General features: G+C 72.0%; 18 protein-coding genes. 7 read left to right on the top strand and 11 right to left on the bottom strand.

From position 1 onward, the window contains the following. Nucleotides 1-179 precede the first annotated feature (179 nt). From AB0B35_RS06745 to AB0B35_RS06755, 3 genes are read left to right on the top strand one after another with little or no spacing between them, the layout of a single operon-like run. Complete coding sequence (locus AB0B35_RS06745) at nt 180-1,235, top strand: hypothetical protein (protein WP_361041648.1); 1,056 nt, start codon at nt 180-182, stop codon at nt 1,233-1,235. Next, nucleotides 1,232-2,971: an ABC transporter ATP-binding protein gene (locus AB0B35_RS06750; RefSeq protein WP_361041651.1), complete on the top strand. Its 1,740-nt coding sequence runs from the start codon at nt 1,232-1,234 to the stop codon at nt 2,969-2,971. The genes AB0B35_RS06745 and AB0B35_RS06750 overlap by 4 nt, the downstream gene beginning before the upstream one ends. Nucleotides 2,972-2,985: 14 nt before the next feature. After that, nucleotides 2,986-4,737: an ABC transporter ATP-binding protein gene (locus AB0B35_RS06755; protein ID WP_361042166.1), complete on the top strand. Its 1,752-nt coding sequence runs from the start codon at nt 2,986-2,988 to the stop codon at nt 4,735-4,737. Nucleotides 4,738-4,746: 9 nt separating this feature from the next. On the opposite strand, the gene AB0B35_RS06760 is transcribed toward AB0B35_RS06755, so the two are convergent. The 6 genes from AB0B35_RS06760 to AB0B35_RS06785 all read right to left on the bottom strand — a co-directional run bounded on the left by AB0B35_RS06760 (nt 4,747) and on the right by AB0B35_RS06785 (nt 13,765). Beyond that, a complete protein-coding gene (locus AB0B35_RS06760) occupies nt 4,747-5,886 on the bottom strand; it encodes a serine hydrolase domain-containing protein (RefSeq protein ID WP_361041654.1) in 1,140 nt (379 codons plus the stop codon). 789 nt (nt 5,887-6,675) lie between these two features. Beyond that, nucleotides 6,676-7,851: a macrolide family glycosyltransferase gene (locus AB0B35_RS06765; RefSeq protein WP_361041657.1), complete on the bottom strand. Its 1,176-nt coding sequence runs from the start codon at nt 7,849-7,851 to the stop codon at nt 6,676-6,678. Beyond that, the gene (locus tag AB0B35_RS06770; protein ID WP_361041660.1) at nt 7,844-9,160 is read right to left on the bottom strand and encodes a condensation domain-containing protein; all 1,317 of its coding nucleotides are present in this window, start codon (nt 9,158-9,160) and stop codon (nt 7,844-7,846) included. The genes AB0B35_RS06765 and AB0B35_RS06770 overlap by 8 nt, the downstream gene beginning before the upstream one ends. After that, nucleotides 9,157-9,390: a phosphopantetheine-binding protein gene (locus AB0B35_RS06775; RefSeq protein ID WP_361041662.1), complete on the bottom strand. Its 234-nt coding sequence runs from the start codon at nt 9,388-9,390 to the stop codon at nt 9,157-9,159. Before AB0B35_RS06775 ends, AB0B35_RS06770 begins: the two co-directional genes overlap by 4 nt. After that, the gene (locus AB0B35_RS06780) at nt 9,387-12,299 is read right to left on the bottom strand and encodes an amino acid adenylation domain-containing protein (RefSeq protein ID WP_361041665.1); all 2,913 of its coding nucleotides are present in this window, start codon (nt 12,297-12,299) and stop codon (nt 9,387-9,389) included. The genes AB0B35_RS06775 and AB0B35_RS06780 overlap by 4 nt, the downstream gene beginning before the upstream one ends. Next, nucleotides 12,296-13,765, bottom strand: coding sequence for a class I adenylate-forming enzyme family protein (locus tag AB0B35_RS06785; RefSeq protein ID WP_361041667.1), 1,470 nt, complete (start codon nt 13,763-13,765; stop codon nt 12,296-12,298). The genes AB0B35_RS06780 and AB0B35_RS06785 overlap by 4 nt, the downstream gene beginning before the upstream one ends. 146 nt (nt 13,766-13,911) lie before the next feature. On the opposite strand from AB0B35_RS06785, the gene AB0B35_RS06790 reads away from it, so the two are divergent. Together AB0B35_RS06790 and AB0B35_RS06795 are read left to right on the top strand one after the other, a co-directional pair. Beyond that, entirely contained in the window at nt 13,912-15,372 is a 1,461-nt protein-coding gene (locus AB0B35_RS06790) for a condensation domain-containing protein (RefSeq protein ID WP_361041669.1), read from the top strand. Nucleotides 15,373-15,581: 209 nt separating this feature from the next. Further along, nucleotides 15,582-16,874 (top strand): cytochrome P450, encoded by a 1,293-nt coding sequence (locus tag AB0B35_RS06795; protein ID WP_361041671.1) that lies wholly within the window; start codon nt 15,582-15,584, stop codon nt 16,872-16,874. A gap of 57 nt (nt 16,875-16,931) precedes the next feature. On the opposite strand, the gene AB0B35_RS06800 is transcribed toward AB0B35_RS06795, so the two are convergent. After that, nucleotides 16,932-18,557 (bottom strand): pectate lyase, encoded by a 1,626-nt coding sequence (locus tag AB0B35_RS06800; protein ID WP_361041674.1) that lies wholly within the window; start codon nt 18,555-18,557, stop codon nt 16,932-16,934. A 306-nt stretch (nt 18,558-18,863) separates the two neighbouring features. Here AB0B35_RS06800 and AB0B35_RS06805 point away from each other — a divergent pair, with 306 nt between their 5' ends. Both AB0B35_RS06805 and AB0B35_RS06810 read left to right on the top strand, forming a co-directional pair. After that, a complete protein-coding gene (locus AB0B35_RS06805; protein WP_361041677.1) occupies nt 18,864-19,982 on the top strand; it encodes an endonuclease/exonuclease/phosphatase family protein in 1,119 nt (372 codons plus the stop codon). A 60-nt stretch (nt 19,983-20,042) separates the two neighbouring features. Further along, on the top strand, nt 20,043-20,237 hold the full coding sequence (locus tag AB0B35_RS06810) for a hypothetical protein (protein WP_361041679.1): 195 nt from the start codon (nt 20,043-20,045) through the stop codon (nt 20,235-20,237). Between the two features lie 48 nt (nt 20,238-20,285). On the opposite strand, the gene AB0B35_RS06815 is transcribed toward AB0B35_RS06810, so the two are convergent. The 4 genes from AB0B35_RS06815 to AB0B35_RS06830 all read right to left on the bottom strand — a co-directional run bounded on the left by AB0B35_RS06815 (nt 20,286) and on the right by AB0B35_RS06830 (nt 24,556). Beyond that, nucleotides 20,286-21,677 carry a M1 family metallopeptidase gene (locus tag AB0B35_RS06815; protein ID WP_361041681.1) on the bottom strand — a complete coding sequence of 464 codons (1,392 nt, stop codon included), beginning with the start codon at nt 21,675-21,677 and terminating at the stop codon, nt 20,286-20,288. 90 nt (nt 21,678-21,767) lie between these two features. Next, the gene (locus tag AB0B35_RS06820) at nt 21,768-22,472 is read right to left on the bottom strand and encodes a hypothetical protein (RefSeq protein ID WP_361041684.1); all 705 of its coding nucleotides are present in this window, start codon (nt 22,470-22,472) and stop codon (nt 21,768-21,770) included. Nucleotides 22,473-22,543: 71 nt separating this feature from the next. Then, nucleotides 22,544-23,518, bottom strand: coding sequence for an MBL fold metallo-hydrolase (locus tag AB0B35_RS06825; protein WP_361041687.1), 975 nt, complete (start codon nt 23,516-23,518; stop codon nt 22,544-22,546). A gap of 153 nt (nt 23,519-23,671) precedes the next feature. Beyond that, a complete protein-coding gene (locus tag AB0B35_RS06830) occupies nt 23,672-24,556 on the bottom strand; it encodes a serine hydrolase (RefSeq protein WP_361041689.1) in 885 nt (294 codons plus the stop codon). Nucleotides 24,557-24,567 lie beyond the last annotated feature (11 nt).

Genomic DNA, 24,567 nt, shown 5'->3' on the forward strand with positions numbered 1-24,567 from the left:
GGAATAACGGCCTCCACCGGCTTTGATGGCATGCAACAAATCTGCACATGCACATACTTGATTAGGGAAAACGCTTACCCGTAGCGTTGGTCCGCGAGGTTCGGTTCCCTGACCGGGACCGAGAAGTGCAGACGGGGGCGGCCGGCATGCCGCCCCCGTCTTCTCCCCGGGACGGTGTGATGGCGCAGCTGCTCGCCCTTGTGGAGAAGACCAAGCCCTACCCTCTCGCCGTGGCGGGCCCCGCCGACTTCCGGTGCGAGCCGGTGGCCTCCGTCGATCCGGGCATCGTGCTCACCGAACCCGGCCACAGCCTGTACTGCCTCGACCACGACACCCGCCGGGCCCTGTTCACCAGGACCGACGTCGACCCCGACGGCGCGCCGTTCTACTTCCAGGCGCAGTACGAGCACGCGACCGGACTCGTCGCCCTGTCCTACGACGAGCTGCACGCGCTGGCCACACCCGGCGAGCCGAGCGGGGTGTTCCTGTACTCGACCGGCCGGTGCGGCTCGACCCTGGTCGCCGCCGCGCTGGCCGAACGCGGCGGCCTGACCGGGCTGTCCGAACCGGACGTGCTCACGCAGCTGGTCATGCTCGCCCCGCGCCTGCCCGAACCGGAGCTGCGCGAACTGACCCGGAGCTGCGTACGGCTGCTGTCGCTGGGACGTCCCGTCGCCGTCAAACCGCGCAGCTTCGTCATCGAACTGGCCTGGCTGCTGCGCGAGGAGTTCCCGCAGTTCGCCTCCGTCTTCCTGTACCGGGAGCCGTTGTCCTGGGCACGGTCGACCGCGCGGGCGTTCGCGGGCTACGACCCGGCGCTGAACACCGACCCGGCGGCCGTGCAGGACCGCCTCGGGCGGCTGATACCCCTGGTCGCCCGGTGGCGGCAGCGGGTCGGCCGCCTGCTGTCCCCCGAGGAGGTCATGGCCTGCCAGTGGGTGGCGCAGCTGGAACGCGCCCTCGCGCTGCGGCACCGCGGTGTGGACGTGTTCACCGCCACCTACGAGGACCTGCTCGCCGACCCGCCAGGCGTGCTCAAGTCGCTGTTCGCCCACTGCGGCCTGGCCGCGCCGTCCGGGCTGGACGAGATCCTGGCCAGGGACTCCCAGGAGGGCACGACCCTGTCCCGGTCGGCCACCGCCGCCCGCGACGGCGAGCACCGGGCAGACCTCGGGTTCGACGAGGCCGCGCTGATGCGGACCGTCGCCGAGCTGTGGGTCGAGGCCCTGCGATGAAGACGCGCGAGCTGATCTCCCAGGGCACCCGCCTGTGCGGCCGCATGATCCGGTCCGAGCCCCGGCTGTTCCTGGTCTCGCTCGGCGGGGCAGGGCTGGTGGTGGTGCTGTCGATCGGCAGCGCCTTCGCGGTCGGGGCGGTGGTGGCCGACGTGGTCGCGCCGATGCTGGACCGTGGGCAGGTCGACGCGGGGCTGCTGGCCGGGGCCGCTGCGGTCCTGCTGGGGTTGAGCACGCTGAAGGTGGTCGGCATCTTCAGCCGCCGGCTGGGCGCGGTCTACCTGCAGCAGAGTTTGCAGGCCCGGCAGCGCAAAGGCATCGTCCGCAAGTACCTGAGCCTGCCGCCCGACTGGCACCGCGACAACCCGACCGGGGCGCTGCTGTCGAACGCGTCGTCGGACGTCGACGCCGCGGCCTCCCCCGCCGGCAGCCTGGCGTACGCCGTGGCGACGGTGTTCCTGCTGGCCGGGGCGCTCACCGCGCTGTTCGCCGTGGACTGGACGCTCGGCCTGGTCGGCCTGGTGGTCTTCCCGGGGCTGGTCGCGGTGTTCGCGGCGTACTCGCGCCGGGTGGCGCCGCGCTACCGGCTCGCCCAGTCGTTGCGGGCGCAGGTGACCGCGCTGGCGCACGAGAGTTTCGACGGGGCGCTGACCGTCAAGGTGATGGGCCGCGCCGATCACCAGACGGCCCGGTTCGGCGGCCAGGTCGGCGAGCTGCGGCAGGCGCTGGTCGCCATCGGCCGGACCCGGGCCTGGCACGATCCCGTGATCGACGCGCTCCCCCAGGTCGGCACCGTCGCGGTGCTGGTGGTCGGCGCGTGGCGGTGCGAGCAGGGCGCGCTCGACCTGAGCGACCTCACGGCGGCGGCGTTCCTGTTCGCGCTGATGGACATGCCGATCCGCGCCATCGGCTGGCTGCTGGGCGCGCTGCCCCGGGCAGTGGCGGGAGCCGAACGGGTCGACCGGGTGCTCGCCGCGGCGGACGACTCCCCCTCCGGCACCGCCGTGCTCGGCGGCCCCGCCGAGCTGCGCCTGCGCCGGGTGAGCGTACGGAGCCTGCGCGAGGTGTCGGTGCGGATCGCGCCGGGCCGGGTCGTCGCGCTGGTGGGGCCGACGGGCTCCGGCAAGTCGACCGTCGCGGCGCTCGCGGCCCGGCTGCTGTCGCCTGAGTCGGGAACGGTGCTGGTCGACGGGGTCGACGTACGGGAGCTGACGGCGGCGGCGTTCGCGGCGGCGGTGGCGTACGTGCCGCAGGTGCCGTTCGTCTTCGCCGACAGCGTGCGCGCCAACGTCGCGCTCGGGCGGACCGGCATCGACGACGACGCGATCTGGCGGGCACTGGCCGTGGCACGGGCCGACGACTTCGTCCGGCTGCTGCCGCAGGGCCTGGACACCGGGCTCGGCGAGCGCGGCGTGGCGCTGTCCGGCGGGCAGCGCCAGCGGATCGCGCTGGCCCGCGCGCTCGCCGGAGGGCCACGGCTGCTCGTGCTCGACGACGCCACCAGCGCCGTGGACCCGGTGGTGGAGGCGGACCTCGTCGCGGGCCTGCGGTCGGCCCCGGGCGGCCCGGCGATGCTCGTGGTGGCGACCCGGCGGCCGACCATCGCGCTGGCAGACGAGGTCGTGTACCTCGACCAGGGGCGGGTCGCCGCGACCGGCACGCACCACGAGCTGATGCGGTCCGCGCCGGGCTACCGGGAACTGCTGGCCGCCTACGACCGGCGGGTGACGGAGTGAAGGGCGGGGACACGATGTGGGACACCCTGCGGCGGGCCATGCGGTTGTCGCCCGAGCTGCGGCAGGGCCTGACCGTCACGCTGCTGCTGGCGGTGGGCATGACCGCGGGCCGGGCCGCGGTGCCGGTGGCGGTGCAGCGCGGCATCGACGACGGGCTGCGCGGTCCGGGCGGGCCGGACGCCGGGGTGGTCGCGGTGATCGGCGCGGCCGGGCTGGCGGTGCTGCTGCTGTCCATGATCTGCGGGTACGCGATGATGCTGCGCCTGTTCGAGGTCAGCGAGACGGCCCTGGCGGCCGTCCGGGTGAAGGTGTTCCGGCACGTCCACGACCTGCCGGTGCACCGGGTCGGCGCGCAGCAGCGCGGCGCGCTGGTTGCCCGCGCCACCTCCGACGTGGACCAGGTCACCTCGTTCCTGCAGTGGAACGGCGTGGTCCTGTTCATCTGCGTCGGGCAGACACTGGTCACCGGCACGGTCATGTTCCTCTACTCGTGGCCGCTGGCCCTGGTGGTGCTGGCCGTGTTCGCGCCGGTCGTCTGGGTCGTACGGGCCTGCATGCGCGACCTGGCCGAGGCGTACGGGGCGGTGCGGCAGCGCTCGGCGGAGATGCTGGCGGTCGTGTCGGAGAGCGTCGTGGGCGCCGAGGTGATCCGCTCCTACAACGCCTCGGCCCGCACGGTCGCCCGCCTGGACGAGGCGGTCGACGCGCACCGGCTGGCCGCCCAGCGGGCGTCGCGGCTGACCGTCACCGCGTACTCGGTCGGCGAGATCGCCACCGGTGTCGCGATGGCGGCGACGGCCGCGGTCGGGGTGCTGCTGGGCGTCGGTGGGCGGATGACCGTCGGCGAGATCGCCGCGTTCCTGTTCCTGGTCGCCCAGTTCGCGCTGCCCGCACAGGTCGCCGGGGAGATGCTCAACGGGCTGCAGAACGCGGTCGCCGGGTGGCGGCGGGTGCTCGACATCCTCGACGAGACCCCGGACGCCGCCGACCACGCCCAAGCCGTCGACCTGCCCCCGGGCCCGATCACGGTGACGCTGCGCCAGGTGGGCTACGTCTACCCGGACACGTCGGCCGAGGTGCTGCGGGACGTGGACCTGGAGATCGCCGCGGGCAGCCGGGTCGCGGTCGTGGGCCAGACCGGGGCCGGCAAGACCACGCTGGCGAAGCTGGTCGCCCGGCTGGCCGAGCCGAGCCGGGGGCAGGTGCTGCTGGCGGGGATGCCCCTCGACCGGGTGCGGCTGCGCTGCCTGCGCGAGCGGGTGGTGATGGTGCCGCAGGAGGGATTCCTGTTCCGGGGCACACTGGCCGACAACATCCGGTTCGGGCGGCCACTCGACGACGACGCGATGGCCGGGGTGCTGGGTGAGCTGGGCCTGCTGGACTGGGCGGCCGGGCTGCCCGAAGGGCTGGACACGGTGGTCGGCGAGCGCGGTCAGGGCCTCAGCGTCGGCGAGCGGCAGTTCGTCGCGGTGGCGCGGGCCCACGCCGCGGGCGCGGACCTGCTGATCCTGGACGAGGCGACCAGTGCCGTGGACCCGGCGACCGAGGTGCGGCTGCGGAAGGCGATGGACCTGGTGTCACGCGGGCGGACCACGATCACGATCGCGCATCGGCTGGCCACGGCGCGCGGGGCCGACGAGGTGATCGTGATCGACGACGGGCGGGCAGTGCAGCGGGGACGCCATGACGAGCTGATCGCGGCGGCAGGGTCGCCGTACGCGAAGCTGCACGCCGCCTGGCTGGCAGGCGAGAACGCCCTAGCCTGACCCGCCCCGCTACTCGGTGGGCAGCTTGGGCCAGGGATGGCTCGGGCTGACGATCTTCGCGATCCCTTCCATCAGAGCCCAGCTCCCCGGCACGTCGACATTCGAGTTGAGCATCACGACCATGGTGGTCTGCTCGTCAGGCAGGTAGTACGGATACGTCATGTAGCCGGCGATGTTGCCGTTGTGGCCGATCCAGCCGTTCTGGTTCTCGATCGCCAGTCCGTACAGAGCACCCTGTCCCTCCTCGGGCGCCGGCAGGAACTGATCACGCTGCTGGAGCATCTCGGGGGTGAGCAGCTTGCCCATGGCCAGGTCCTGGGTCCAGACACGGACGTCGTCGAGCGTCGACACCATCTGACCGGCCGCCCAACCCCATGACGAGTTCCAGTTCGTGGCGTTCACGGTCGCACCGTCGGCGGCTTTCGCGTACCCCTGGGAATGGGGTGAGGGGAAGTCGGAGCCGGACGGGAAGACGGTGCTCCCCAGCCCTTCCGGTTTCAGGATGTGCTGGTCGATGAATGCCTCGATCGACTGGCCGGAGACCTTCTCGACGACGAGCCCCAGCAGCACGGTGTTGGTGTTGGAGTAGTCGAACTTCGTACCCGGCTCGAAGAGCAGCGGACGGCTGAAGCTGACGGCGAGCAGCTCCTGCGGCGTCCACTGGCGATCAGGCTCGCTCGACAGGCTGGCGAGGGTCACGTCCGCGTAGTTGAACAGCCCGCTGCGCATCGCGGCCAACTGGCGCAAGGTGATCACATCGCCGCTCGGCACACCGGGCACGTGCCGGTCGATCGGGTCGTCGAGTCCGAGTTTCCCCTGCTGTGCGAGCTGCAGCAGGGCGGTCACGGTGAACGTCTTGGTGAGGCTGCCGATCCGCATGTGGAGATCTGCGGTCATGGGCTGTCCGGTGCTCGTGTCCTGGACACCGAACGCCCGTACGTATGCGGGCTTGCCCTCCTGCCAGACGCCGACGATCGCCCCCGGAATCGAGGCCCGCCGCATCAGCTCGGGAAGCGCGGCGGTGAGCTGGGCATCCCGGTCAGCCGAACGCGGGCCGTCCCGGCCGACCGGCGGAAGGGTCGACTGGGCACATCCGGACAGGGCTGTCACCAGGATCGCGGCCACCCCGACCATGCTCTTCCGCCACATCGAGAATCTCCTCCAGGCCCGCGTTCCGATCGGCGCCGCCAAGCACGCGTCGGTGGCCGAACAGTCCTGAATCTCATCAAATCATCACAGATGGCTCTTGGTCACCGGGTCACCGATTTCCACTGCCGACCGGGTGAAGGTTGTGCTCGATGGTCAGCAGCCGGGTCTGCCGCCCTACATGCCGCTCTCGAGTCGCTGGTGCGAGAACATCGACCCGTCCGGCATTTGCCATCCGCACGTCTACCGGGAGAGCACGCTGTGCGGCGTGTCTACCGCCGGGTTCGACGGTCACGGCTACAGCTGGAGCCCTGACCGTCCGACAGCCTGCCGGCGCTGCGCTGAGATCGCCGAGGAGACTGACCGGCGGTGGACCCTCGACCGGCGAGACAAGCTTGATCGTCGTGCCAGACCAGTGCCATAAGGCGGTGCCGTGGAGGGGCATGGGCGGTCACAGCCGGTCAGCCTGCCAGCGGACGCTAGAAGGTGTTCCGGGCAACCCGGTCAGTTCCTGGCAATCGTCCAACTGGCGGTGCGCCTGACTGGCGATGCTCGGGGAGTGGGGTGATCTTCGGCTGGAGAGTCAGCGAAAAGTCAGCGAACCCGCTGACTTCCGCCTCTGCCGAGCGCTTCCAGATGCGGACGGCTGCGCCAAACTCCAGGCGCGTCGACGGTGGGCGACACGGGAAGACAGGTCCTCACCGCGTTCGCACGGAAGAGGTCACCGGCTCAAGTCCCAGCCAGAAACCGGTCCGCGTGTAGCTGACCATAATGCGGTGCAACGACCAGCCGTCAGAGCACGCATTGCTCGATGATGTCGGCGGCGCGGGCCGTGCCGCCGGCAACGGTGATCGCGCGGCGCATGTGGTCGACGCCGTCCATGACGGCCGGGTCCTTGACCATGAGTTCGATCGCGGTCCGGAGCGCGCCCGGGTCGGCGTGCTCGGCGGTCAGCCGGGTGCCGAGTCCTAGCTGCTCCACCCGCAGAGCGTTCGCCTCCTGCTCCAACGTCTGCGGCGCGGCGAGCACCGGCACCCCGGCGCTCATCGCCTCCATCACACCGCCCATACCCGCATGGCAGATCATGGCCGTGGCGTGGGCGAGCACGTCGAGCTGCGGCACGAACCGCCGCACCTCGACGTTACCCGGCACCCGAACCAGCGCCCCGAGTTCGATGCGTTCCCCGACGGCGAGCACCACGTGCCAGTCGGTACCACCGAAGGCCTCGACGCAGTGCCGGTAGAAGTCGGGCCGGTTGTTGTACACGGTGCCGAGGGTCACCAGCAGCACGTCACGGTCGCGCGGCGGCCGCCACCGCAGCGGCGTGCTCCGCAGACACGGCCCGACGAACCGGTACCCGGCCCCGAACAGCTCCCCCGCGTACTGGAACGAGCGCGGGTAGAACGCCAGGTGCGCCTCGGGCTGCGGGTTGAGGAACTGCGCCGGGTCCAGCACCGGGCAGTGCTCGGCAAGGAACGCCTCCAACCGGGACTGGTATACCCCGAGAACCGGGTCGGCGGGGTCGAACGCCGCCAGGGCCTGCCCCATCGACCAGTGCTCGTTGGACACCAGCATCGGCCACAGCTGGACGGTCGGCACGTCCAGCCGTGCGGCCAGCATCCGCCCGGCGAACGCCATCCGGTCGAAGACCACCAGGTCCGGCCGGTCGTCCCGGTAGAGCGGCGCGAGCTGCGCATACGTCGCCTCGGCTTCTTCGAGGAAAGCCAGCAGCGTCTGACTGATGTACCCGTCGCGGGCGGGCGCGCACAGCGTCGGGTCGTGGTCCGGCGGGCGCAGCGAGCGGTACGCCCGCACGACCGCCCCCGCTGCCTCGACCACCGGCCGGCGCTCCTCGGTCGTGCAGTACGTCACCCGGTGCCCGCGCCGGGTCAGCTCCTCCACCACCGGCAACGTCGGGAACACGTGCCCGATCGCGGGGATGTTGAAGAACGCAATGTGCCTACCCACGGGATACCACCAGCTCGGACAGTCGGTCGCCGGGCCGGGCGACCACGGCGGACAGGATCTGCTCATACCGGCGGGCCATCCCCTCGACGCTGTCCGGCCGGAACAGCGCCGTGTCGTACCGGATCCCCGCGCGCAGCCCCGTCTCGTCAAGCCGCCAGATGTCGAACACCAGATCGTGCAGCACCTTGGCGTGCCCGTGCGGGAATCCCTCGACCTCGACCGGCCCGAGCCGGGACAACGCGGCCGGGGTGTCGTTGCGCATGCTGAACACCACATCGAACAGCTGGGTCCGCCCTGGCTCACGGGGCACACCGAGCGCCGCGATGACCCGCCCGAGCGGCGCCGACTGCCGCTGCAACCCGCCGATGACCGTCGTCCGCGTACGTCTGAGCAGGTCCGTAAAGGTCGGGTCGCCGGTCAGGTCAGCACGCAGCGCGAGGGTGTTGGCGAACAGCCCGACCACCGGCTCGAACTCGGCACGCACCCGCCCCGCGACCGGGGTGCCGATGCAGAAGTCGTCCTGACCGCTTCGTTCGCCCAGCAGCACCTGCAACGCGGCCAGCAGCACCATGAACGGCGTGCAGCGAGCGGCACGGGACAGCTCGACGACCTGCCCCGCCAGCTCCGGGCTCATCTGATGCAGGTGCTCGGCACTGTGCGCGGACTTCTCCGCCGGACGCGGCAGGTCGGTCGGCAGTTGCAGCTGCGGTGCCCCGGCGAGGCGCTCACGCCAGTACGCCAGGTCGCCGGCCTGGTCCTGCTCGGCCTGCCACAACGCGAAGTCGCCGTACTGCAGCTCCAGGTCGGGCAGGTCGGGTTTGGCCCCGTCGAGCGCGGCGACGAAACCGGCCCGGATCTCGCGGCCGACGATGCGCAGCGACGCCCCGTCGGCGAGCAGGTGGTGCATCGTGAAGCACCACACGTGGTGATCGTCGGCCAGCCGCAGCAGGCACGAGCCGACCAGCGGGTCCTCGGTGAGGTCGAGCAGCCGATGGGTACGGCCCGACAGCAGCTCGGCCGCGCGGCCTTCCCGCTCGTCCTCCGGAAGCCCGCGAAGGTCGATGACCTCGGTGTCGATCCCGGCGGGCGGCAGGACCACCTGGACGGGTTCGCCGTCGCGGAGCACGAAGCCGGTGCGCAGGCTCTCGTGCCGGTCGACGACCGCACTCACGGCCGCCTGCCAGGCGGACACGTCGAGCGGACCGCGCAGCCGCCAGTTGAGCACCAGGATGGGCGACGCGTCGCCGGGGTACGCGGTGCACAGGTACCAGAAGCGCTGTTGCAGCGCGGAGAGCGGCAGGTGTCTCATAGCCGGTCAGCCACCATCCTGGTGATCGCGTCGAGGGTGTCCGATCCGGACCCGAGGTCGATCTCGACACCGAATTCGAGGTCGATGGAGTCGATGAGCCGCAACGCTCCCAGCGAGTCCAGGCCCAGGGCGCGCAGCGAACCGCCGCTCAGTGCCTGGCCCGCGGTGACCGACCCGCCGGTGACGTCCTGGACGAGCGTGGCCAGCCGCCCGCTCAGCTCGGCGCTCACGACTGCTCCCGCAGGTACGCGGCGATGTCGGCGATGGTCGGCGTGTCGAAGAAGACCTCCAGCGGCACGTCCTGGCCGAGGTGCTGCATGATGCGCACGTTGATCCGGGTGATGGTCAGCGAGTGCCCGCCGAGGTCGAACAGGTCCTCGTCGACGCCGATGTCGTCGACACCGAGCACGTCCTGCCAGATGCCGCGCAGGACCTCGACGAGTTCGTCGGAGCCGCCTTCGGCAGGTTGAGCTGCCGGGGCGCGGACCGGGGTCGGTTCGGGCAGCGCGGCCCGGTCGAGCTTGCCGCTGGGCGTGACCGGCAGCCCGGTGAGCACCGTCCACGAGGTCGGCACCGTCGCGGCGGGCAGCCGGCTCGCGAGATGGCGGCGCAGTTCGGCGGCGTCGGGGGCGTCGCCGCGGGCTACGAGGTAGGCGGCCAGCTCGCCGCCGCGCAGCGTGACGGCGGCCTGGGCGACACCGGGGTGCTCGCGCAGGTGCGTCTCGATCTCCTCCAGCTCGATGCGGTGCCCGCGCACCTTGACCTGGCTGTCGTTGCGCCCGCCGAAGGCGATGCGGCCGCCGGCGGTCCAGCGGCACCGGTCGCCGGTGCGGTAGAGCCGCCCGCCGCCGACCGGGTCGGGGCGGAAGCGCTGCTCGGTGAGGTCGGGGCGGCGCAGGTAGCCGTCGGCGACGCCGAGGCCGCCGATGCACAGCTCGCCCCATACGCCGATGGGCAGTGGTCGTCCGTCGTCGTCGAGGATGTAGGTGCTGGTGTTGGCGATCGGGCGGCCGATGGTGACGGTGTCGGGCTCGGCGGGGATCTCCTCGGCGGTCGACCAGATGGTGGTCTCGGTGGGGCCGTACACGTTGACGAGCCGGGCCACCCGGGCGCGCAGTTTCCTGGCGAGGTCGAGCGGGAGGTTCTCGCCGCCGGCGAGTGCGGTGACCGAGGACCGGCCGTCGAAACCGGCCTCCAGCAGCACCTGCCAGCCCGACGGGGTGGCCTGCACATGCGTGACGCCTTCGCGTTCGATCAGGCTGTTGACGGCCCGGCCGTCCAGGTTGCCGGGCTCCCCCGCGATCACGAGGCGGCCGCCGGTGACCAGGGGCAGGAACAGCTCCAGGCCGGAGATGTCGAACGACAGCGGGGTGAGCCCGAGCCACCGGTCCCCCGGCCTGCTGCCGACCGTCTCGGCCATGCCGAGCAGCAGGTTGGCCAGGGCGGTGTGCGGCACGACCACGCCCTTGGGGCGGCCGGTGGTGCCGGAGGTGTACATGACGTACGCGGTGCCTGCCGGAACCTCGCCGCCCGCCGACGCGGCCGGGACGGCGTCGAGGTCGTCGAGAACCAGTGCGGGCTGGGCGTCGGCGAGGATCAGCTCCTGCCGGGCCACCGGATAGGCCGGGTCGATCGGCACGTACGCGGACCCGGCCCGCATCACGGCCAGCATCGCCACCAGCGCCTGCCGGCCACGGGGCAGCCGGATCGCGATGAGCGCGCCCGGACCCGGCAGCCGGGTCGCCAGTTCGGCGGCGGCGGCGTCCAGTTCGGCGTAGGTGAGCCGGTGGTCGCCGTCGACGACCGCGATGTCCTGCGGGCGCAGCCGGGCCTGGGTGGCGAACAGCTGGGCCACGGTGCCGCGCTGCTCGCGGGCGGTGTCGTTCCAGTCGTGCAGGACGGCGGCGAGCTCCTCGTCCGGCATGACCGCCATGGTCGCGACGTCGGTGTCCGGGTCGGCGGCGACGGCGGCGAGCACGGTGCGCAGGTGCTGCCCGATCCGGTGTACGGCGGCGGTCGGCAGGTGGGCGGGGCTGTGCTGCAGGCTCACCGCGAGGTCGCCGTCGGGGCCGTCGACGATCTGCAGGTGCAGGGCGTTGCGCGCCGCGCCGTGGAACAGCGACCAGAGCACGTCCGTGGACAGGCCGGGGAAGGCCGGAGCGGGGCCGCGCCGCCGGTAGCCTACCGACACCGTGGTCAGCGACGGCGCGGCCCGCAGGCCGCCCACGACCTGGGCCAGGGGCACGGTGCGGTGCCGATACAGCTCACGCAGCCGCGAGCGCAGGTCGTGGGCGTACTCCCGGAACCGGCCACGGGCCGGGGCCACTCCGATCGGCAGCTCGTTGACGTGCAGCCCGATGCCCGCGGCGGTGTGCTCGTCGCGCGTGGACAGTCCCACGGCGACGGGCAGGCCGGTGTTGCCGTACCGCGCGAGCAGCACGTGGATCGCGGCGAGCAGCACCTCGAACCGGGTGAGGCCGGGGACGTCGACGGGCGGCACGCGGAGTTCGACGGTGTGCCCTGGTTCGGCGGCGTCGATCGAGCTGCTCGACTCCGGCGCGCTGGACGGCCTCGACCTGTCCGGGGTGCCGGTCAGGTCGGGCAGCACGGCTTCGCCGACACCGGTCCAGTGGTCGGCCCAGTAGGCGCGGGCGGCTGCCACGGCCTGCTCGCCGGGTTCGGCGGCGGCCGTGTCGGGCAGCGGCGGCAGGTCCGCGCCGCGGTAGGCGGCGGCGAGGTCGGCGAGCAGCAGGTCCTTGGACATGCCGTCGAAGACGAGGTGATGGGCGGTGAACAGGAGCAGGTGGCGGGTGGGGGTCTCGCGCAGCAGCGTGAACCGGGCCAGGGGGCCGCGGCTCAGGTCGTACGGCCGGGCGATCTCCTCGCGCACCCGGGCGTCGCTGTGCGGCGCGTCGCTCAGGGTGATCTTCTCTGCGGCGGGGACCAGCCGGGGCAGGTCGCCGTCGAGGACGACCGCGCAGGCCAGGGCCGGGTGTCTCGTCACGACGGCGGCGCAGGCCTCGCCGAGGGCGTGCCGGTCCAGCTCGCCGTCGAACCAGACCCCGAGCGCCATGTGGTACGCGGTGCCCGCCACCGCCGCCTGCTCGGTGAACCACACGCCGTGGCTGATCGGATTCACGCGCCACCTCCGGTGCCGGCTGGGAAGAGTTTCACCAGCTGTCGTTTGAGGACCTTGCCCGCGTCATTGCGCGGGAGCTGATCGAGCACGAGCAGGTCGCCGGGCAGCTGGTGGTCGGCGAGCCGCTCGGCGAGGAACGCGCGGATGCCGGGCAGGCCGACCTCGCCCGCGTCGGGGCGGGCCACGATCGCCGCCGCGAGGCGTGCGCCGAGCACCGGGTGCGGCACGCCGACCACCGCGGCCGCGGCCACGGCGGGGTGCTCGTGCAGGGCGGCCTCCACCTCCAGCGTGGAGATCTTGTACGCGCCCGACTTGACCACGTCGCTGTCGCGGTCGGACAGGAACAGGTGGCCGCCGTGCAACCGGCCCAGGTCGCCCATCCGGACCCAGCCGTCCTGGAACGTGTCCCGGGTCGCGTCGTCGTCGCCGAGGTAGCGGCGGGCGTGCGGCGAGCGCAGCCAGACGTGGCCGACCTCGCCGTCGGGCAGCGGCCTGCCGTCGGCGTCGGTGATCCGCACCGCGCCGGTGGTCACCCGGCCGACCGCGTCCGGGTGCGCCGGGTCGAAGATCATGTTGGTATGGGCGGGAGCCGCCTCGGTGGACGTGTAGTGGTTGACGATCGCCGCGCTCGGAAACGCCCGGCTCAGCCGCAGGGCGACGGCCGGCGGCAGCGGCGCGGCCGTCGAACCGACCAGGTTCACCCCGGACAGGTCGAGGCCGTCCAGCGCGCCGGAGTCGAGCAGCTCGATCGCGGTCGCGGGCACCAGGAAGACGGTGCCGACCTCGGGCAGCCGCTGGGCGAACCGGCGCGGCGTGAAACGCGGCAGGGTCAGCGCCGACGGGCGCGCGGTCAGGGCGTTGACCAGCATCGTCTGCGCGGCGTTGGTGCCGATCGGGAAGGCGTGCAGGAAGCGCCGGGAGTGGGCCAGCGCCAGGCGCTTCGGGTGCGCCGGTACGCCGTCGGTGAGGTTGGCGTGGGTCGCGGCGACCGCCTTGGGCCGCCCGGAGGTGCCCGAGGTGAACAGGATCTGGGCGATCCCCTCGGGACGGGCGTCGTCGGCCGGGTCCGGCGCGCCCGCCTCGACCAGCGCGTCCACCTCCGCGCGGCCGCTGATGACGAGGCCGGCTCCGCAGGCCGCGAGCAGCTGGGACAGCCGGGCCGGCGGCAGCTGGTCGGGCAGCGGCACGGCGACGGCCCCCGCCCGCTGCACGCCGCAGTACGCCACGGCGAAGCTGGTCCAGTCGCGCCCGGCGAAGACCAGCCCGACGGCCGCGCCCGGGGTGACACCCTGGCCGCGCAGCGCCGAGGCGAGCGCGGAGGCGTCACGGTCCCACTGCTCGAAGGTCAGCGTGTCGACGCCGGCGACCTCGATGGCGACGTCGGCGGGGTTGCGGGCACGCCGCCACGCGAGCAGCCCGGGGACTGTCCGGCACGGTTGAAGCGGGGGTTCGCCGATCCCGGGCATGGGAGAACGTCTCCTAACGCGACCTGGAAGCGGGGATCGGCATCTCGCCCGCATGTATCGACCCGAGTCTGCATCCGGGGGCGGCGGGCAGGGATCGGCCGAACGGAGGAAAGCGCTTTCCGTCATCGACGTCCTACGCTGTCGTGATGTCCGCCCACGGCCACTCCACCGACACCGCGGCACCGGCCACCACGATCGCGTACGCCACGCAGGCGACCGCCCCCTTCGCCGGCCCGGCCGACCCGGGCGCGCCGCTCACCTGGGGCCAGCGGGCGCTGTGGATCGCCATCCGCCGCCACGGCGCCGCCCACGCCATGTTCAGCCTGCGCCGAGTCGTCGCCGCCCCGCGCCGGACCGCGCTCGACGTGCCGACGGCGCTACGGGCCGTGGGCGCGCTCGTCTCCCGGCACAGCTCGCTGCGCACCCGCGTGCAGGAGGTCGGCGGGCAGCCGCGCCAGGTCGTGGCCGAGCGGGGCGAGCAGCCCGTGCTGGTGATCCCGCTCGAAGAACCGCCGGGCGGCGGCGGCGCGGCACTCGCCCAGCAGGTGGCCACCGAACTGGCGGCCACGCCGTTCGAACACGACCGGGAGTGGCCCCAGCGGTTCGCCCTGCTGGTCGCCGACGGGCAGGTGCGGCAGATCGTCGTCGTGCTGAGCCATACGACCGTCGACTTCCGGGCCGCCGAACTCGTGCTGCGTGACCTGCGCCTGCTGCTGGTACGCGGCGAGGTGTCCGCCGCCCCGCCCGCGCAGTCGGCCGACATCGCCCGGCTGGAGGACGGCGAACGCCTGCGGCGGCGCTGCGAGCGGGCCGTGCGCTACTGGCTCGACAGCCACCACCGGCTGCCCGCCGACACCCTGCCCACCGTCGGACCCGCCCGCTCACCCCGCTTCCAGCGCTGCGTGCTGACCTCGGCGGCCGCCGACACGGCCGCGCGGGCCGTGGCACGGCGCGAGCGGGTGTCCAGCTCGACGGTGCTGCTGACCGCGGTCGCCGGGGTCATCGCGGCCTGGTCCGGCCAGGACACGTGCGGGATCTACACGATGGTCAACAACCGGTCCGCCGACGAGTACCGGGAGGCGATCTCGAAGCTGAACCAGCTCGGCCTGCTGGTCATCGACCTCGCCGACCGGCCGTCGTTCAACGCCGCGCTGCCCCGGGTCTGGCACGCGGCGGTCGAGGCCTACCGGCACGCCTACTACGACCCCGAGCGCATGGCGGCGGCGCACGAGGCGGCCGGGCTGCCGTACGCCACGGGGGTCAACAAGCACTGCTACTTCAACGACATCCGGCTCGCGCCCGAGGCCGACGCGCCCGGCGACGACCTGGACGAGGCCGCGCTGCGAGCGGCCCTGGCGCGGAGCAGTTTCGCGGTCGCCGAAGGGCTGGACACGTTCACCTGGCTGATCCGGGTGGAGGTGATCGACGCGCCCGGTGGCATGGGCCTGGCCGTCACCGGCGACACGGCATACCTGCCTCCGGATGTGGCCGAGCGATTCCTGCGCGACGTCGAGCGGCTGCTGGTCGACGCGGTGCTCGGCGGGCTCGCCTGGCCGTGGTCGGGCCCTCGGCTCGCCGAGCCCGTTGCGCCCGCCCGCGCCGCGTGAAACGATGCTCGGCAATGTAAGCCTCTCTATATAGGAGGTTGTCATGGTGCGTGCGCTCCGCCACGTCGCCGCTCGCCTGATGGGCAGGTCACAGGTCAGCGGCCGGTACCCGTACTGGTTCTACAACTACCCCGAGTAGGCCGACCCCCGCCCCGAAAACCCGGTCGCAGGACCTCGATCCGGGGACCTGCGACCGTAGGGAGAACGCGATGGCGCGGGCCGAGCAGCGCACCCGGCCGCCGGGGCCGCGCGGGCACTGGCTGATGGGCAACACGCCCGCGTACGACGACGACCGCATCGGCTTCCTGCGCCGCACCCACGGCGAGTACGGCGACGTGTTCGCCTTCGACGAGCGCACGGTCTTCGTGACCGATCCCGGGGTCGCCCACGATGTGCTCGCCCGCACCAACACCGACTTCCTCACCGAGCTCGCGCCGTTCGACGCCCGGCCCGACCTGGGCAGCGCCGCCGCCGAGGCCGGGGCCTGGATGTCCGCGCGCCGCACGGTGTGGCCCGGCCTCAACCACACCTCCGCCGCGGCCGCCGACGCCCGCACCGTGGAGATCCTCGACGAGCTCGCCCGGTCCGCCACCACGCATGAAGTCGACATCCTCCCGCTGGCCCGCGCGTTCACCGCGTACGCCGTCGCCGACTACTGCTTCGGCCACGACGCGGCGGGCCTGCCGGAACTGCTGGCCGACAACCTCGACATCACCGAGCCGTTCACCGCGTCGTCGTACCAGTTCCCGGCCTGGCTGCCGCTGCCCCGCCACCGCCGCTTCTTCCGGGTGCACCGGCACACCGTGCAGACGCTGACCGGCCTGGTCCGGCGGCGGCGCGGCGACACCCGCCCGGCGACGCCGCGCGACCTGCTGGACTTCCTGCTCGACGCCGACCCGGTGATGCCGGACGGCACGGTGATGGCGACACTGCGCGGCATCCTCATGGGCGGGCACGGCATCCCTGCGGCCGCGATCGTGTCCATCGTGCGCGAGCTCGCACTGTGCCCCGAACTGGTCGCCGACCTGCGCGCCGAGGCGGGCGACGCCCTGCCCACGGCCCGGCTGCCGCTGGCCGAGGCGGTGGTCAAGGAGGTGCTGCGGCTGTATCCGCCGGTGTGGCTGATGACCCGCACCGCGCGCACGGCGACCACGCTGGCGGACTGGTCGCTGAACCCCGGCGACGAGGTGTTGCTGAACCCGTACCTGATCCACCGTGATCCGCGCTGGTGGGAGCGCCCGGACGAGTTCGACCCGGGCCGCTGGCTGACCGGGCGGCCCGCGCCCCGGATGGCCTACCTGCCGTTCGGCGCCGGACCACGGGTGTGCGTCGGCTCGGCCCTGGCGATGCGACAGCTCACCCTGACCACCTCCCGGCTGGCCCAGGCGTACACCGTCGAGTCGTCCAACGCCGCCTCGGCCGCCCCCAGGTTCCTCGGCCGCCTCGCCCCGGCGAACCTGCGCGCCCAGCTCTCGCCAACCGGCCGCTGCCCCATGGCATGAAAGGAAGGGCACCTTCACAACGCTCCGCGTTGTAGAAGGTGCCCTTCCTTTCCTCGGTCAGAGCTTGCCGGCGCCTGCGCCGGCGGTGACGGAGGACTTGACCGTGGCGGAGCTCTGGGCGGTGTAGGCGTACGGGACCGCGGCCACCGAGCCGTTGGTCTCGCACGGGCCGGACGCGGTGAGCAGGTTGTCGCGGGCCACCAGGCGGCCCGGGTCGGAGTCGGCGTAGCCGCTGGCCGACCAGCACGCCTGCACCACGTTCTCGAACACGTTGCCCTCGACCAGCACCCCGGCGTTCATCGTCGAGGCGATGCCGTACGACGAGGTGTTGTTGTCGATGTTGGAGTAGTAGTTGTTGTAGACGTGGACCGTCTCGCCGAAGCGCACCCGCGGGTTGCGCTCGAAGGTCCGGTCGAACCAGTTGTGGTGGTACGTGATCCGCAGGTGGCCGACGTCCTCACCGGAGTTGCCGTCGGAGTGCCCGACCAGCGAGTTCTTCCAGTGGTTGCGCAGGATGTTCCACGACACCGTGATGTAGTCGCCGGCGTGTGTGATGTCGACCATGCCGTCGTAGAAGTCGACGTCGCTCTCGATGGTGCTGGACATCGTGTTGTGGTCGATCCAGATGTGGGTGGCGTTCTCGATCTGGATGGCGTCGCCGCCGGGCACCCCGCGGATGTTCAGGTTCTGGATGATCACGTTGGCCGGGTGCATGTCCTCGATGTTGAGGGTGGTCCCGGAGATGCCGGAGTTCGCGCCGACACCCTGGATGGTCTTGTTCGCGGTGACCTCGATGGTGCCCGAGCCGCTGAGCATGCCGTTGACCAGGATCGTCCTGGTGCCCGCGGCCTGGGCCTGGGTCCGCAGGTCGGCCCAGGTGCTCACGGTGACGGTGGCCCCGCCCGCGCCGCCGGTGGTGCCGCCGGCCTGCGTGGCCCAGCCGACGATCCCGCCCGGGGGCGGCGGCGGGCTGGTGCTCGGCGAGGGCGGCGCGGACGGTGAGGCCGACGGTGACGCCGGTGGCGAGGCGGGTGTGGTCGGCGGGGTCGACGGGCTCGGGCCGGCCGCGTCGGTGGCCAGCACGTCGTCGAACGAGCCCGCCGTGTAGTTGGCGAGCAGGCCGGCGCGGCCGGTGGCGTACGAGCCGTCCGAGACCGACACCACCTGGGTGCCGTTGACCGAGCCGACCAGCGAGCTGCCGGTCGCGCTCAGCGACAGGGTGTACCAGGTGCCGGTCGCCGCAGAGAACGGCGCGGAGGCCAGCGTGGTGGTGCCGCCCTTGCGGATCTGGACCGCGGTGGACGTGAGCACGAGGGCGTAGAAGTTCGACGTGCTCTGCACCCGGGCCGCGACGCCGATGCCGCGCGAGGCCGAGCTGCTGAACGTGTTGGGCCGGACCTTGGCCGACACCGTGGCGGTGGACCAGGACGTCGAGCCGGACAGGGCCTTGGCGCTGGCGCCGGTGCTCGACTGGGAGTAGGCGCCGGACGACACCGACCAGCTGCCGCCCGAGGTGCTCCAGCCGGTGGCGTTGCCGTCGTTGAAGTCGTCGGACAGTAGCGTGGCCGCGTTGGCGGCCGCGCCGACGGTCAGGACCAGCGCCGTGACGGTGACGCTGACGGCGGCGGCCAGGGCGCTGCGGGCGCGCCTGCTCCGCCGGAAGGGGACGTGCGCTTCCTGCACTGTGGACCTCCCTGTGTTGGAATGCGCTTTCCAGCCAACATAGAAAGGTGTACATAAACCAGTCAATGCCTCTGATTTGCAGTTTTGTTGCATTGAATGAGGCAAAACGGCAATAGCCGACTGTCGGTCGGCCCTCATTGGACAGCTATTGCGAACTTTGCGGCGCGGGTGGTTTTCCCTCCGTTCGCAGGATTGGGACGATCCTATGGCAAGCGCTTTCCGACTGCCACTGAAGCCACTCACGCTCCGGTAACACGCTGCGTGATCGAATCACCGACGGAAACCGGCAACGAGCGAGGACGGACGATGACGCACGTGGACACGGCAGAGACCGAGCAGAGCAGTGCCGATCTCCGGGTGACCGGCTCCGTGGCCCAGGACGCGGGCATCCGTTCGGACATCGAAGCCGGGACCTGGCGCATCCGCGCCCGCGGAGCGATCCGTGCATTCTCCCAGCCCGGCCTCTGGAAGCGCGGCCCGGTGTTCACGGCGCTGGCACTGGTGCTCGGCGTGTGCATGCTGCTGCACGAGCTGGTCCCGAACCGGATCGGGAACCTCGGCAGTCTGGTGGAGACCTTCCTGCCGTGGTTCGGCCTGGGCATCCCGGTGGTGCTGGCCGGGGCGCTGTGGCGTCGCTCCGCCGCCGCGGTGGCTGCGTTGCTGCTGCCGGTGGTGGTGTGGCTGAACCTGTTCGGGGGGCTGCTCGCCGACAAGTCCCAGCCGGGCGGCGACCTCACGGTGGTGCAGCACAACGTCGGCGCGGAGAATCCCGACCCGGCCGGCACCGCCCGCGACCTGGCCGCCTCCGGAGCGGACGTGCTGGCCCTGGTGGAGCTGACCGAGCAGGCCCGGGGAACCTACGAGCAAGGGCTGGCGGCGGTTTACCCGTACCACACGGTGCAGGGCACGGTCGGGCTGTGGAGCAGGCTGCCGCTGTCGGACACCCGGCCGATCGACACCGGGATGGACGCGGGACCGCTCGGGGACGCCAAGCCGGCCGAGGAGAAGCTGGCCTACAACCGGGCGCTGCGCACCACGGTGGCCACCGGCAAGGGCCCGCTCGCGGTGTACGTGGCCCACCTGGGGTCGGCCCGGGTGAACCCTCGGGGCGGGTTCTCGACCGGCGATCGGGACCGCAACGCCCAGGCGCTCGCCGAGGCCGTCTCCGCCGAGCGCAATGAGCGCGTGGTGCTGCTCGGCGACCTGAACGGCACGGTCGACGACCGTGCGCTGTCCGGCCTCACCACGCAGCTGCTGTCGGCTCAGGAGACAGCCGGGGACGGCTTCGGTTTCAGCTGGCCGGCCGTCTTCCCGGTGGTGCGGATCGATCAGATCCTGGTCAGCGGCGTCACGACGCAAAGCTCGTGGGTGCTGCCCGCCACCGGCAGCGACCATCTGCCGGTGGCGGCCCGCATCGGCTGGTGAGCACCGCGCGGCTCGGACACCGGATGACTATAACGATATACTTCGATACACTCCTGTTTCTTGATGCTTTCTTTCCTATTACGAAACACGCTCACCGTCAACGGCGGCTCCCCCACCACCGTGAACTACCCGAACACCGGCTGGGAGACCTGGCGGCAGGTCCCGGTCGACGTCAACCTGACGGCCGGCACGAACACGGTGCGGCTGACGTTCCTGTCCCGCTGGGCCGAACTGGACTACATCGAGGTGGCGTAGCCGCGGTCGAGGCCCGGCGCCCGAAACGGGTCGCCGGGCCTCATGCCGTCAGGACGGGCGGCCGGTGGTGTACAGCCACTGGTCGAAGAAGCCGTCCAGTTGCCGGCCCGCGGCCTGCTCGGCCAGGGCGATGAAGTCGGCGGTGCTGGCGTTGCCGTCCTTGTGCCGCTCGGTCCAGGTGCGCAGGATGCCGAAGAACGTGTCGTCGCCGACGAGGCGGCGCAGCGCGTGCAGGGTCATGCCGCCGCGCTCGTAGACGCTGTCGGAGAAGATCTCCTCGCGGCCCGGGTCGCCAGGCGGGACCTTCCACAGGTCCGACTTCTTGTCGGCGTAACGTTTGTCGTACTGCTGCTGCACGGTCGGGCCGCCGTCGTGCTCCAGCCACATCCACTCGGCGTAGGTGGCGAAGCCCTCGTTGAGCCAGATGTCGCGCCAGGTGTCGACCGAGACGCTGTCGCCGAACCACTGGTGTGCCAGCTCGTGCGCGAGGATGCCGGTGTCGGGGCCCTCGGCCCAGGTCTCGGCGGTGTACACCGGGCGGGTCTGGCTCTCCATCTCGTCCTCGACGCGGCGTTCGGCGACCACGATCCCGCCGTAGGCGTCGAACGGGTACGGACCGGCGATCGTCTCCAGGAAGTCGGCGACCTCCGGGGTCCGGGCCAGGTTGCGGTCCGCCTCCCCCACCGGGACCTTCTCCGCGATCGCGGTGATCACCGGCTTGCCCTTGTGCTCGCCCTGCGCCAGCCGGAACTTGCCGACCGCCATCAGCGCCAGGTAGGACGCCATCGGCGAGGTCACCTCCCAGCGCCAGGTGCTCCAGCCCGCGTTCTCGGTGCGCCCGCGCAGCAGCCCGTTGCTGATCCCGCTGTAGCCGGGGGGCACGGTCAGCTCGATGTCGTACAGCGCCTTGTCGCGCGGGTGGTCGTTGACCGGGAACCAGGCCGCCGCCGACTGCGGCTCGCCGACGGCCACCGCGCCGCGCCGGCTGGTGAAGAAGCCGTTGTTCTCGGCGTCGCCGTCCGGGGTGTCGGCGGGGCGGCCGCCGTAGACGACCTCGGTGGTGAAGACGGCCCCGGAGGCGACCGGCGCGGCCGGGGTGATCACCAGTTCGTCGCCCTCGCGCGTGGACTTGGCGGCCCGCCCGTCGACGGTGACCTTGCTGACCGTCAGCCCGTACAGGTCGAGGTGGAACCGGTCGAGGGCCTGGGTCGACTTGGCACGCACCGTCGTGGTCCCGTCCAGCCGCCCGGTGGCCGGATCGAACTTGACCTTCAGCTGGTATCGCTCGACGTCGTAGCCGCTGTTGCCGTACGTCGGGAAGTAGGGGTCCCCGATGCCGGCCAGACCGACCTGCCCGGTCAGGCTCGGCGGGAGGAGGCTGCAGCCGGCCAGCAGCGAGCAGGTGGCGACCATCATCCCCATGATTCGGGCTTTTCGCATGGAATCACGTTAAGTGAGGCACGGGTTCGGCGTGGACGGTCGGTGAAGCTGAGAAGAACCTGCGAACGCTTCCCGGTCGAACGCGGCGCATTACCTGCCAGGACCTGAGGGCTGGGCGGGACTCCGGTAATGCTTCTCGCTGAGATCGGCGAGCAGTGCGACCCGGTTCTCGTGCAGGTCCGTCCACGGAAACGTGGCTTGCGGCTCCCGGCTGCTGCTGCGGGTGAGGTGCACGACGGCGTACCTGCCGTCGTCCTGGACGCGGAACAGGATGTCGTCGCACCGGGTGCAGCGCGCGAGCAACACCAGGGGTTTGCCTTCCAGGACGTGCCCGGCGGCCCGCTCGTGCTCGAACTGTGCCAGCAGGGCATGCCGCCGGTCGGGGTCGGCGGCGAGATCCGACCAGTGCGCGGGCAGGACGAGCCGGCCGTCGTCCACGAACACCGCACCGTCCGCCAGCAGGCGCAGCTCGCGCAGGCCTTCCGGGTACCGGTCGTCGTGGTACTCGACGACATGGCTGTCCAGTAGTTCGAGGGCCAGCGCCGTGGCCAGGACCAGCCCGTCGGCGTAGAACTCGTGCTCGTCGTTGGGCGACGCGAACCCGGAGTCCGGCGGGTACTGATGGTCGAGGGTCTGGTCGAAGCGCCGCTTCCAGGCCGCCAGGCGGCTGACGAGCGCCTCGCTGATCGGCAGGGACGCGGGGTCGCGCACCTGCGAGATCCCGTCGGCGTCGGTGACCGACAGCGGGTGGCCGCAGCAGTAGTCGGCGCTCATGACGATCCGTTGCCTGGTCATCGGCCGATGATCGCACTGTCGGGCCGCCGGCCTCGACCGGGTTTGGCGACCCGGTCGAGGCCGTGCCCCGGTCAGAACGTGTACGGGGTGGCGTACTGCGGGCGCAGGATCGTCGTGCGCGGGGCGACCTGGCGGATCGCCGCCTCGAACGCGGCCAGCCGCTCGGCGTCGGCGGGCGCGACGACCGGCGGGTTCTGCAGCGGCGTCTCGAAGTTGTCCCAGTGCACCGGCACCACGACCGCCGGGCGGTCCAGCGCCTCGATCAGCCGGGGCACGTACTCGTGGGTGGAGGTGCTGGACGGCAGGGCCAGCATCGCCACGTCCGGGTTCAGGCCGCGCAGGTTGCGCTCGACGAAGTCGCTCGCGCCCATGAAGAACACCGACGGCCCGCCGGTGACGGTGAGCTGGTACGACAGCGTGTCGCCCTCGGGCAGGTCGGCGATGGTGGCCGGGGCCGGGCTCGGCGGGCTGGTGCGCACCCCGGGGAACGCCATCGAGTACGACCCGTTGCGGCTGTGCAGCGCGGGCACGACCTCGACCGAGTAGTCGCCGAACGCCAGCACCTCCCCGCCCTTCACCGGGCTGAGCTGCGCGGAGGGCACGCCTGCCGCGAGCCCGAGGTGGTACGCGGTGAGGGTGCCGAAGACCCGGGCGCCGGTGCTCGTCGCCACGTGCGGCACGTCGTTGAAGTGGTCCCAGTGGGTGTGCGTGACGAACACGGTCTCCGGCTTGCCCACGTGCGCGGCCACGGTCGCGGCGTCGACGGTGAGCGCGGTGGCGGGGTCGAACGCGCCGGTGAACAGGCCGGTCGGGAAGCGGGTGACGTACGGGTCGATCAGGACGGTGCGCGCGCCGATGTCGATGCGCCAGCCGGAGGTGCCCAGCCAGCGGAACGTAGCCGTCTGCCGTTTCGCGGTGCTCGACCGGGGGCTGGGCGCGGCGACGGCCGGTGCGGCGACGGCCGGGATGGCGGCCATCGAGGTGAGCGCGGTGCCCGCGGCGGCCGTCGCGAGGAAGCGGCGGCGGTCGACCTGGTGCTCTGACATGGTGTTTCCCCTCGTGCGGTGGATCAAGGTGACCAGCGCAGCGAAACACCCGGCCGACGGCACCGTCCAAGATCGGAGAACGGCACCTGCCATATCGGTCCGGATATCACCCCAGTTCAGGCGTCAGCCGACGACGGCGGCAGGTGTCCTATGTCACTGTCCGCGCAGCTCGTCGACGGCCAGTTTCGCGGACCGCCCGAGCACCAGGTCGAGGTCCAGGCGCGGCATGGACAGCCGCTCGGTCCTGGCGAACACCGCCAGCGCGTAGCGGCCGCCGTCCGGGTACTCCACGACACCGGCCTCCATGTGCAGGCCGGGCAGCGTGCCGGTCTTGCCGGCGACCCGGACGCCGGGCGGGAAGGCGGCGGCGAGCCGGGTCCAGAACAACTGCCGGAACATCAGCGCGCGCACGGTCGCGCAGGCCTGCGCCGGGCCGGCCTCGTCCCGCCAGATCAGCGCGAGCAGCCGGGTGATCTCCTCCGGGGTGCTGGAGTTCGTGTGCGCGGGGTCGTACACCCGCAGCGCCCGGACCCGCTCCTCGGGCAGGGCGGGGAAGATCCGGGCGAACTCGTCGTCGTCACGCGCGCCGACATCGGCGATCATGGTTTCCAGGATCTCGCGGGGCCCGCCGATCAGCCTGGTGCGGACCAGGCCCAGCTCCTGGGCGAGCAGCGGCAGCAGGTCCGGGCCGCCGATGCGGCTCAGCAGCATGTCGGCGGCGGTGTTGTCGCTGACGGACATGGTGAAGTAGGCCAGGTCGCGCAGCGACACCTCGACGTCGTCGGCGCAGCCGGCCGTCCCCCAGCCGCCGAGCCGGTCGCGCGAGCGGACCAGCACCCGTTCGGCCGGGTCGAGCGAGCCGGCGACGGCCTGCCGGGCGAACTCCAGTACGAGCAATATCTTGAAAATGGAGCCGATGACGACCTGGTCGTCGGCCCCGACGGCGACCTCCCGGCCGGTGTCGAGGTCGCGCGCGTGCAGCCACCCCCGCATCTCCGCGTCGGCGAACACCTCCGCGATCCGGTTCGTGATCAACATCTGGTCAGCCT

The organism is Catellatospora sp. NPDC049133, from assembly GCF_040648455.1.
GTDB classification, from domain to species: Bacteria; Actinomycetota; Actinomycetes; order Mycobacteriales; family Micromonosporaceae; genus Catellatospora; species Catellatospora aurea.

Excerpts from the sequence above, each read along its gene's own strand:
- AB0B35_RS06785 (WP_361041667.1), bottom strand. The coding sequence starts at position 13,765 with ATGCCCGGGATCGGCGAACCCCCGCTTCAACCGTGCCGGACAGTCCCC.
- AB0B35_RS06790 (WP_361041669.1), top strand. The coding sequence starts at position 13,912 with ATGTCCGCCCACGGCCACTCCACCGACACCGCGGCACCGGCCACCACG.
- AB0B35_RS06820 (WP_361041684.1), bottom strand. The coding sequence starts at position 22,472 with ATGACCAGGCAACGGATCGTCATGAGCGCCGACTACTGCTGCGGCCAC.
- AB0B35_RS06760 (WP_361041654.1), bottom strand. The coding sequence starts at position 5,886 with ATGTGGCGGAAGAGCATGGTCGGGGTGGCCGCGATCCTGGTGACAGCC.
- AB0B35_RS06745 (WP_361041648.1), top strand. The coding sequence starts at position 180 with ATGGCGCAGCTGCTCGCCCTTGTGGAGAAGACCAAGCCCTACCCTCTC.
- AB0B35_RS06805 (WP_361041677.1), top strand. The coding sequence starts at position 18,864 with ATGACGCACGTGGACACGGCAGAGACCGAGCAGAGCAGTGCCGATCTC.
- AB0B35_RS06795 (WP_361041671.1), top strand. The coding sequence starts at position 15,582 with ATGGCGCGGGCCGAGCAGCGCACCCGGCCGCCGGGGCCGCGCGGGCAC.
- AB0B35_RS06770 (WP_361041660.1), bottom strand. The coding sequence starts at position 9,160 with ATGAGACACCTGCCGCTCTCCGCGCTGCAACAGCGCTTCTGGTACCTG.
- AB0B35_RS06750 (WP_361041651.1), top strand. The coding sequence starts at position 1,232 with ATGAAGACGCGCGAGCTGATCTCCCAGGGCACCCGCCTGTGCGGCCGC.
- AB0B35_RS06815 (WP_361041681.1), bottom strand. The coding sequence starts at position 21,677 with ATGCGAAAAGCCCGAATCATGGGGATGATGGTCGCCACCTGCTCGCTG.
- AB0B35_RS06830 (WP_361041689.1), bottom strand. The coding sequence starts at position 24,556 with ATGTTGATCACGAACCGGATCGCGGAGGTGTTCGCCGACGCGGAGATG.
- AB0B35_RS06755 (WP_361042166.1), top strand. The coding sequence starts at position 2,986 with ATGTGGGACACCCTGCGGCGGGCCATGCGGTTGTCGCCCGAGCTGCGG.
- AB0B35_RS06825 (WP_361041687.1), bottom strand. The coding sequence starts at position 23,518 with ATGTCAGAGCACCAGGTCGACCGCCGCCGCTTCCTCGCGACGGCCGCC.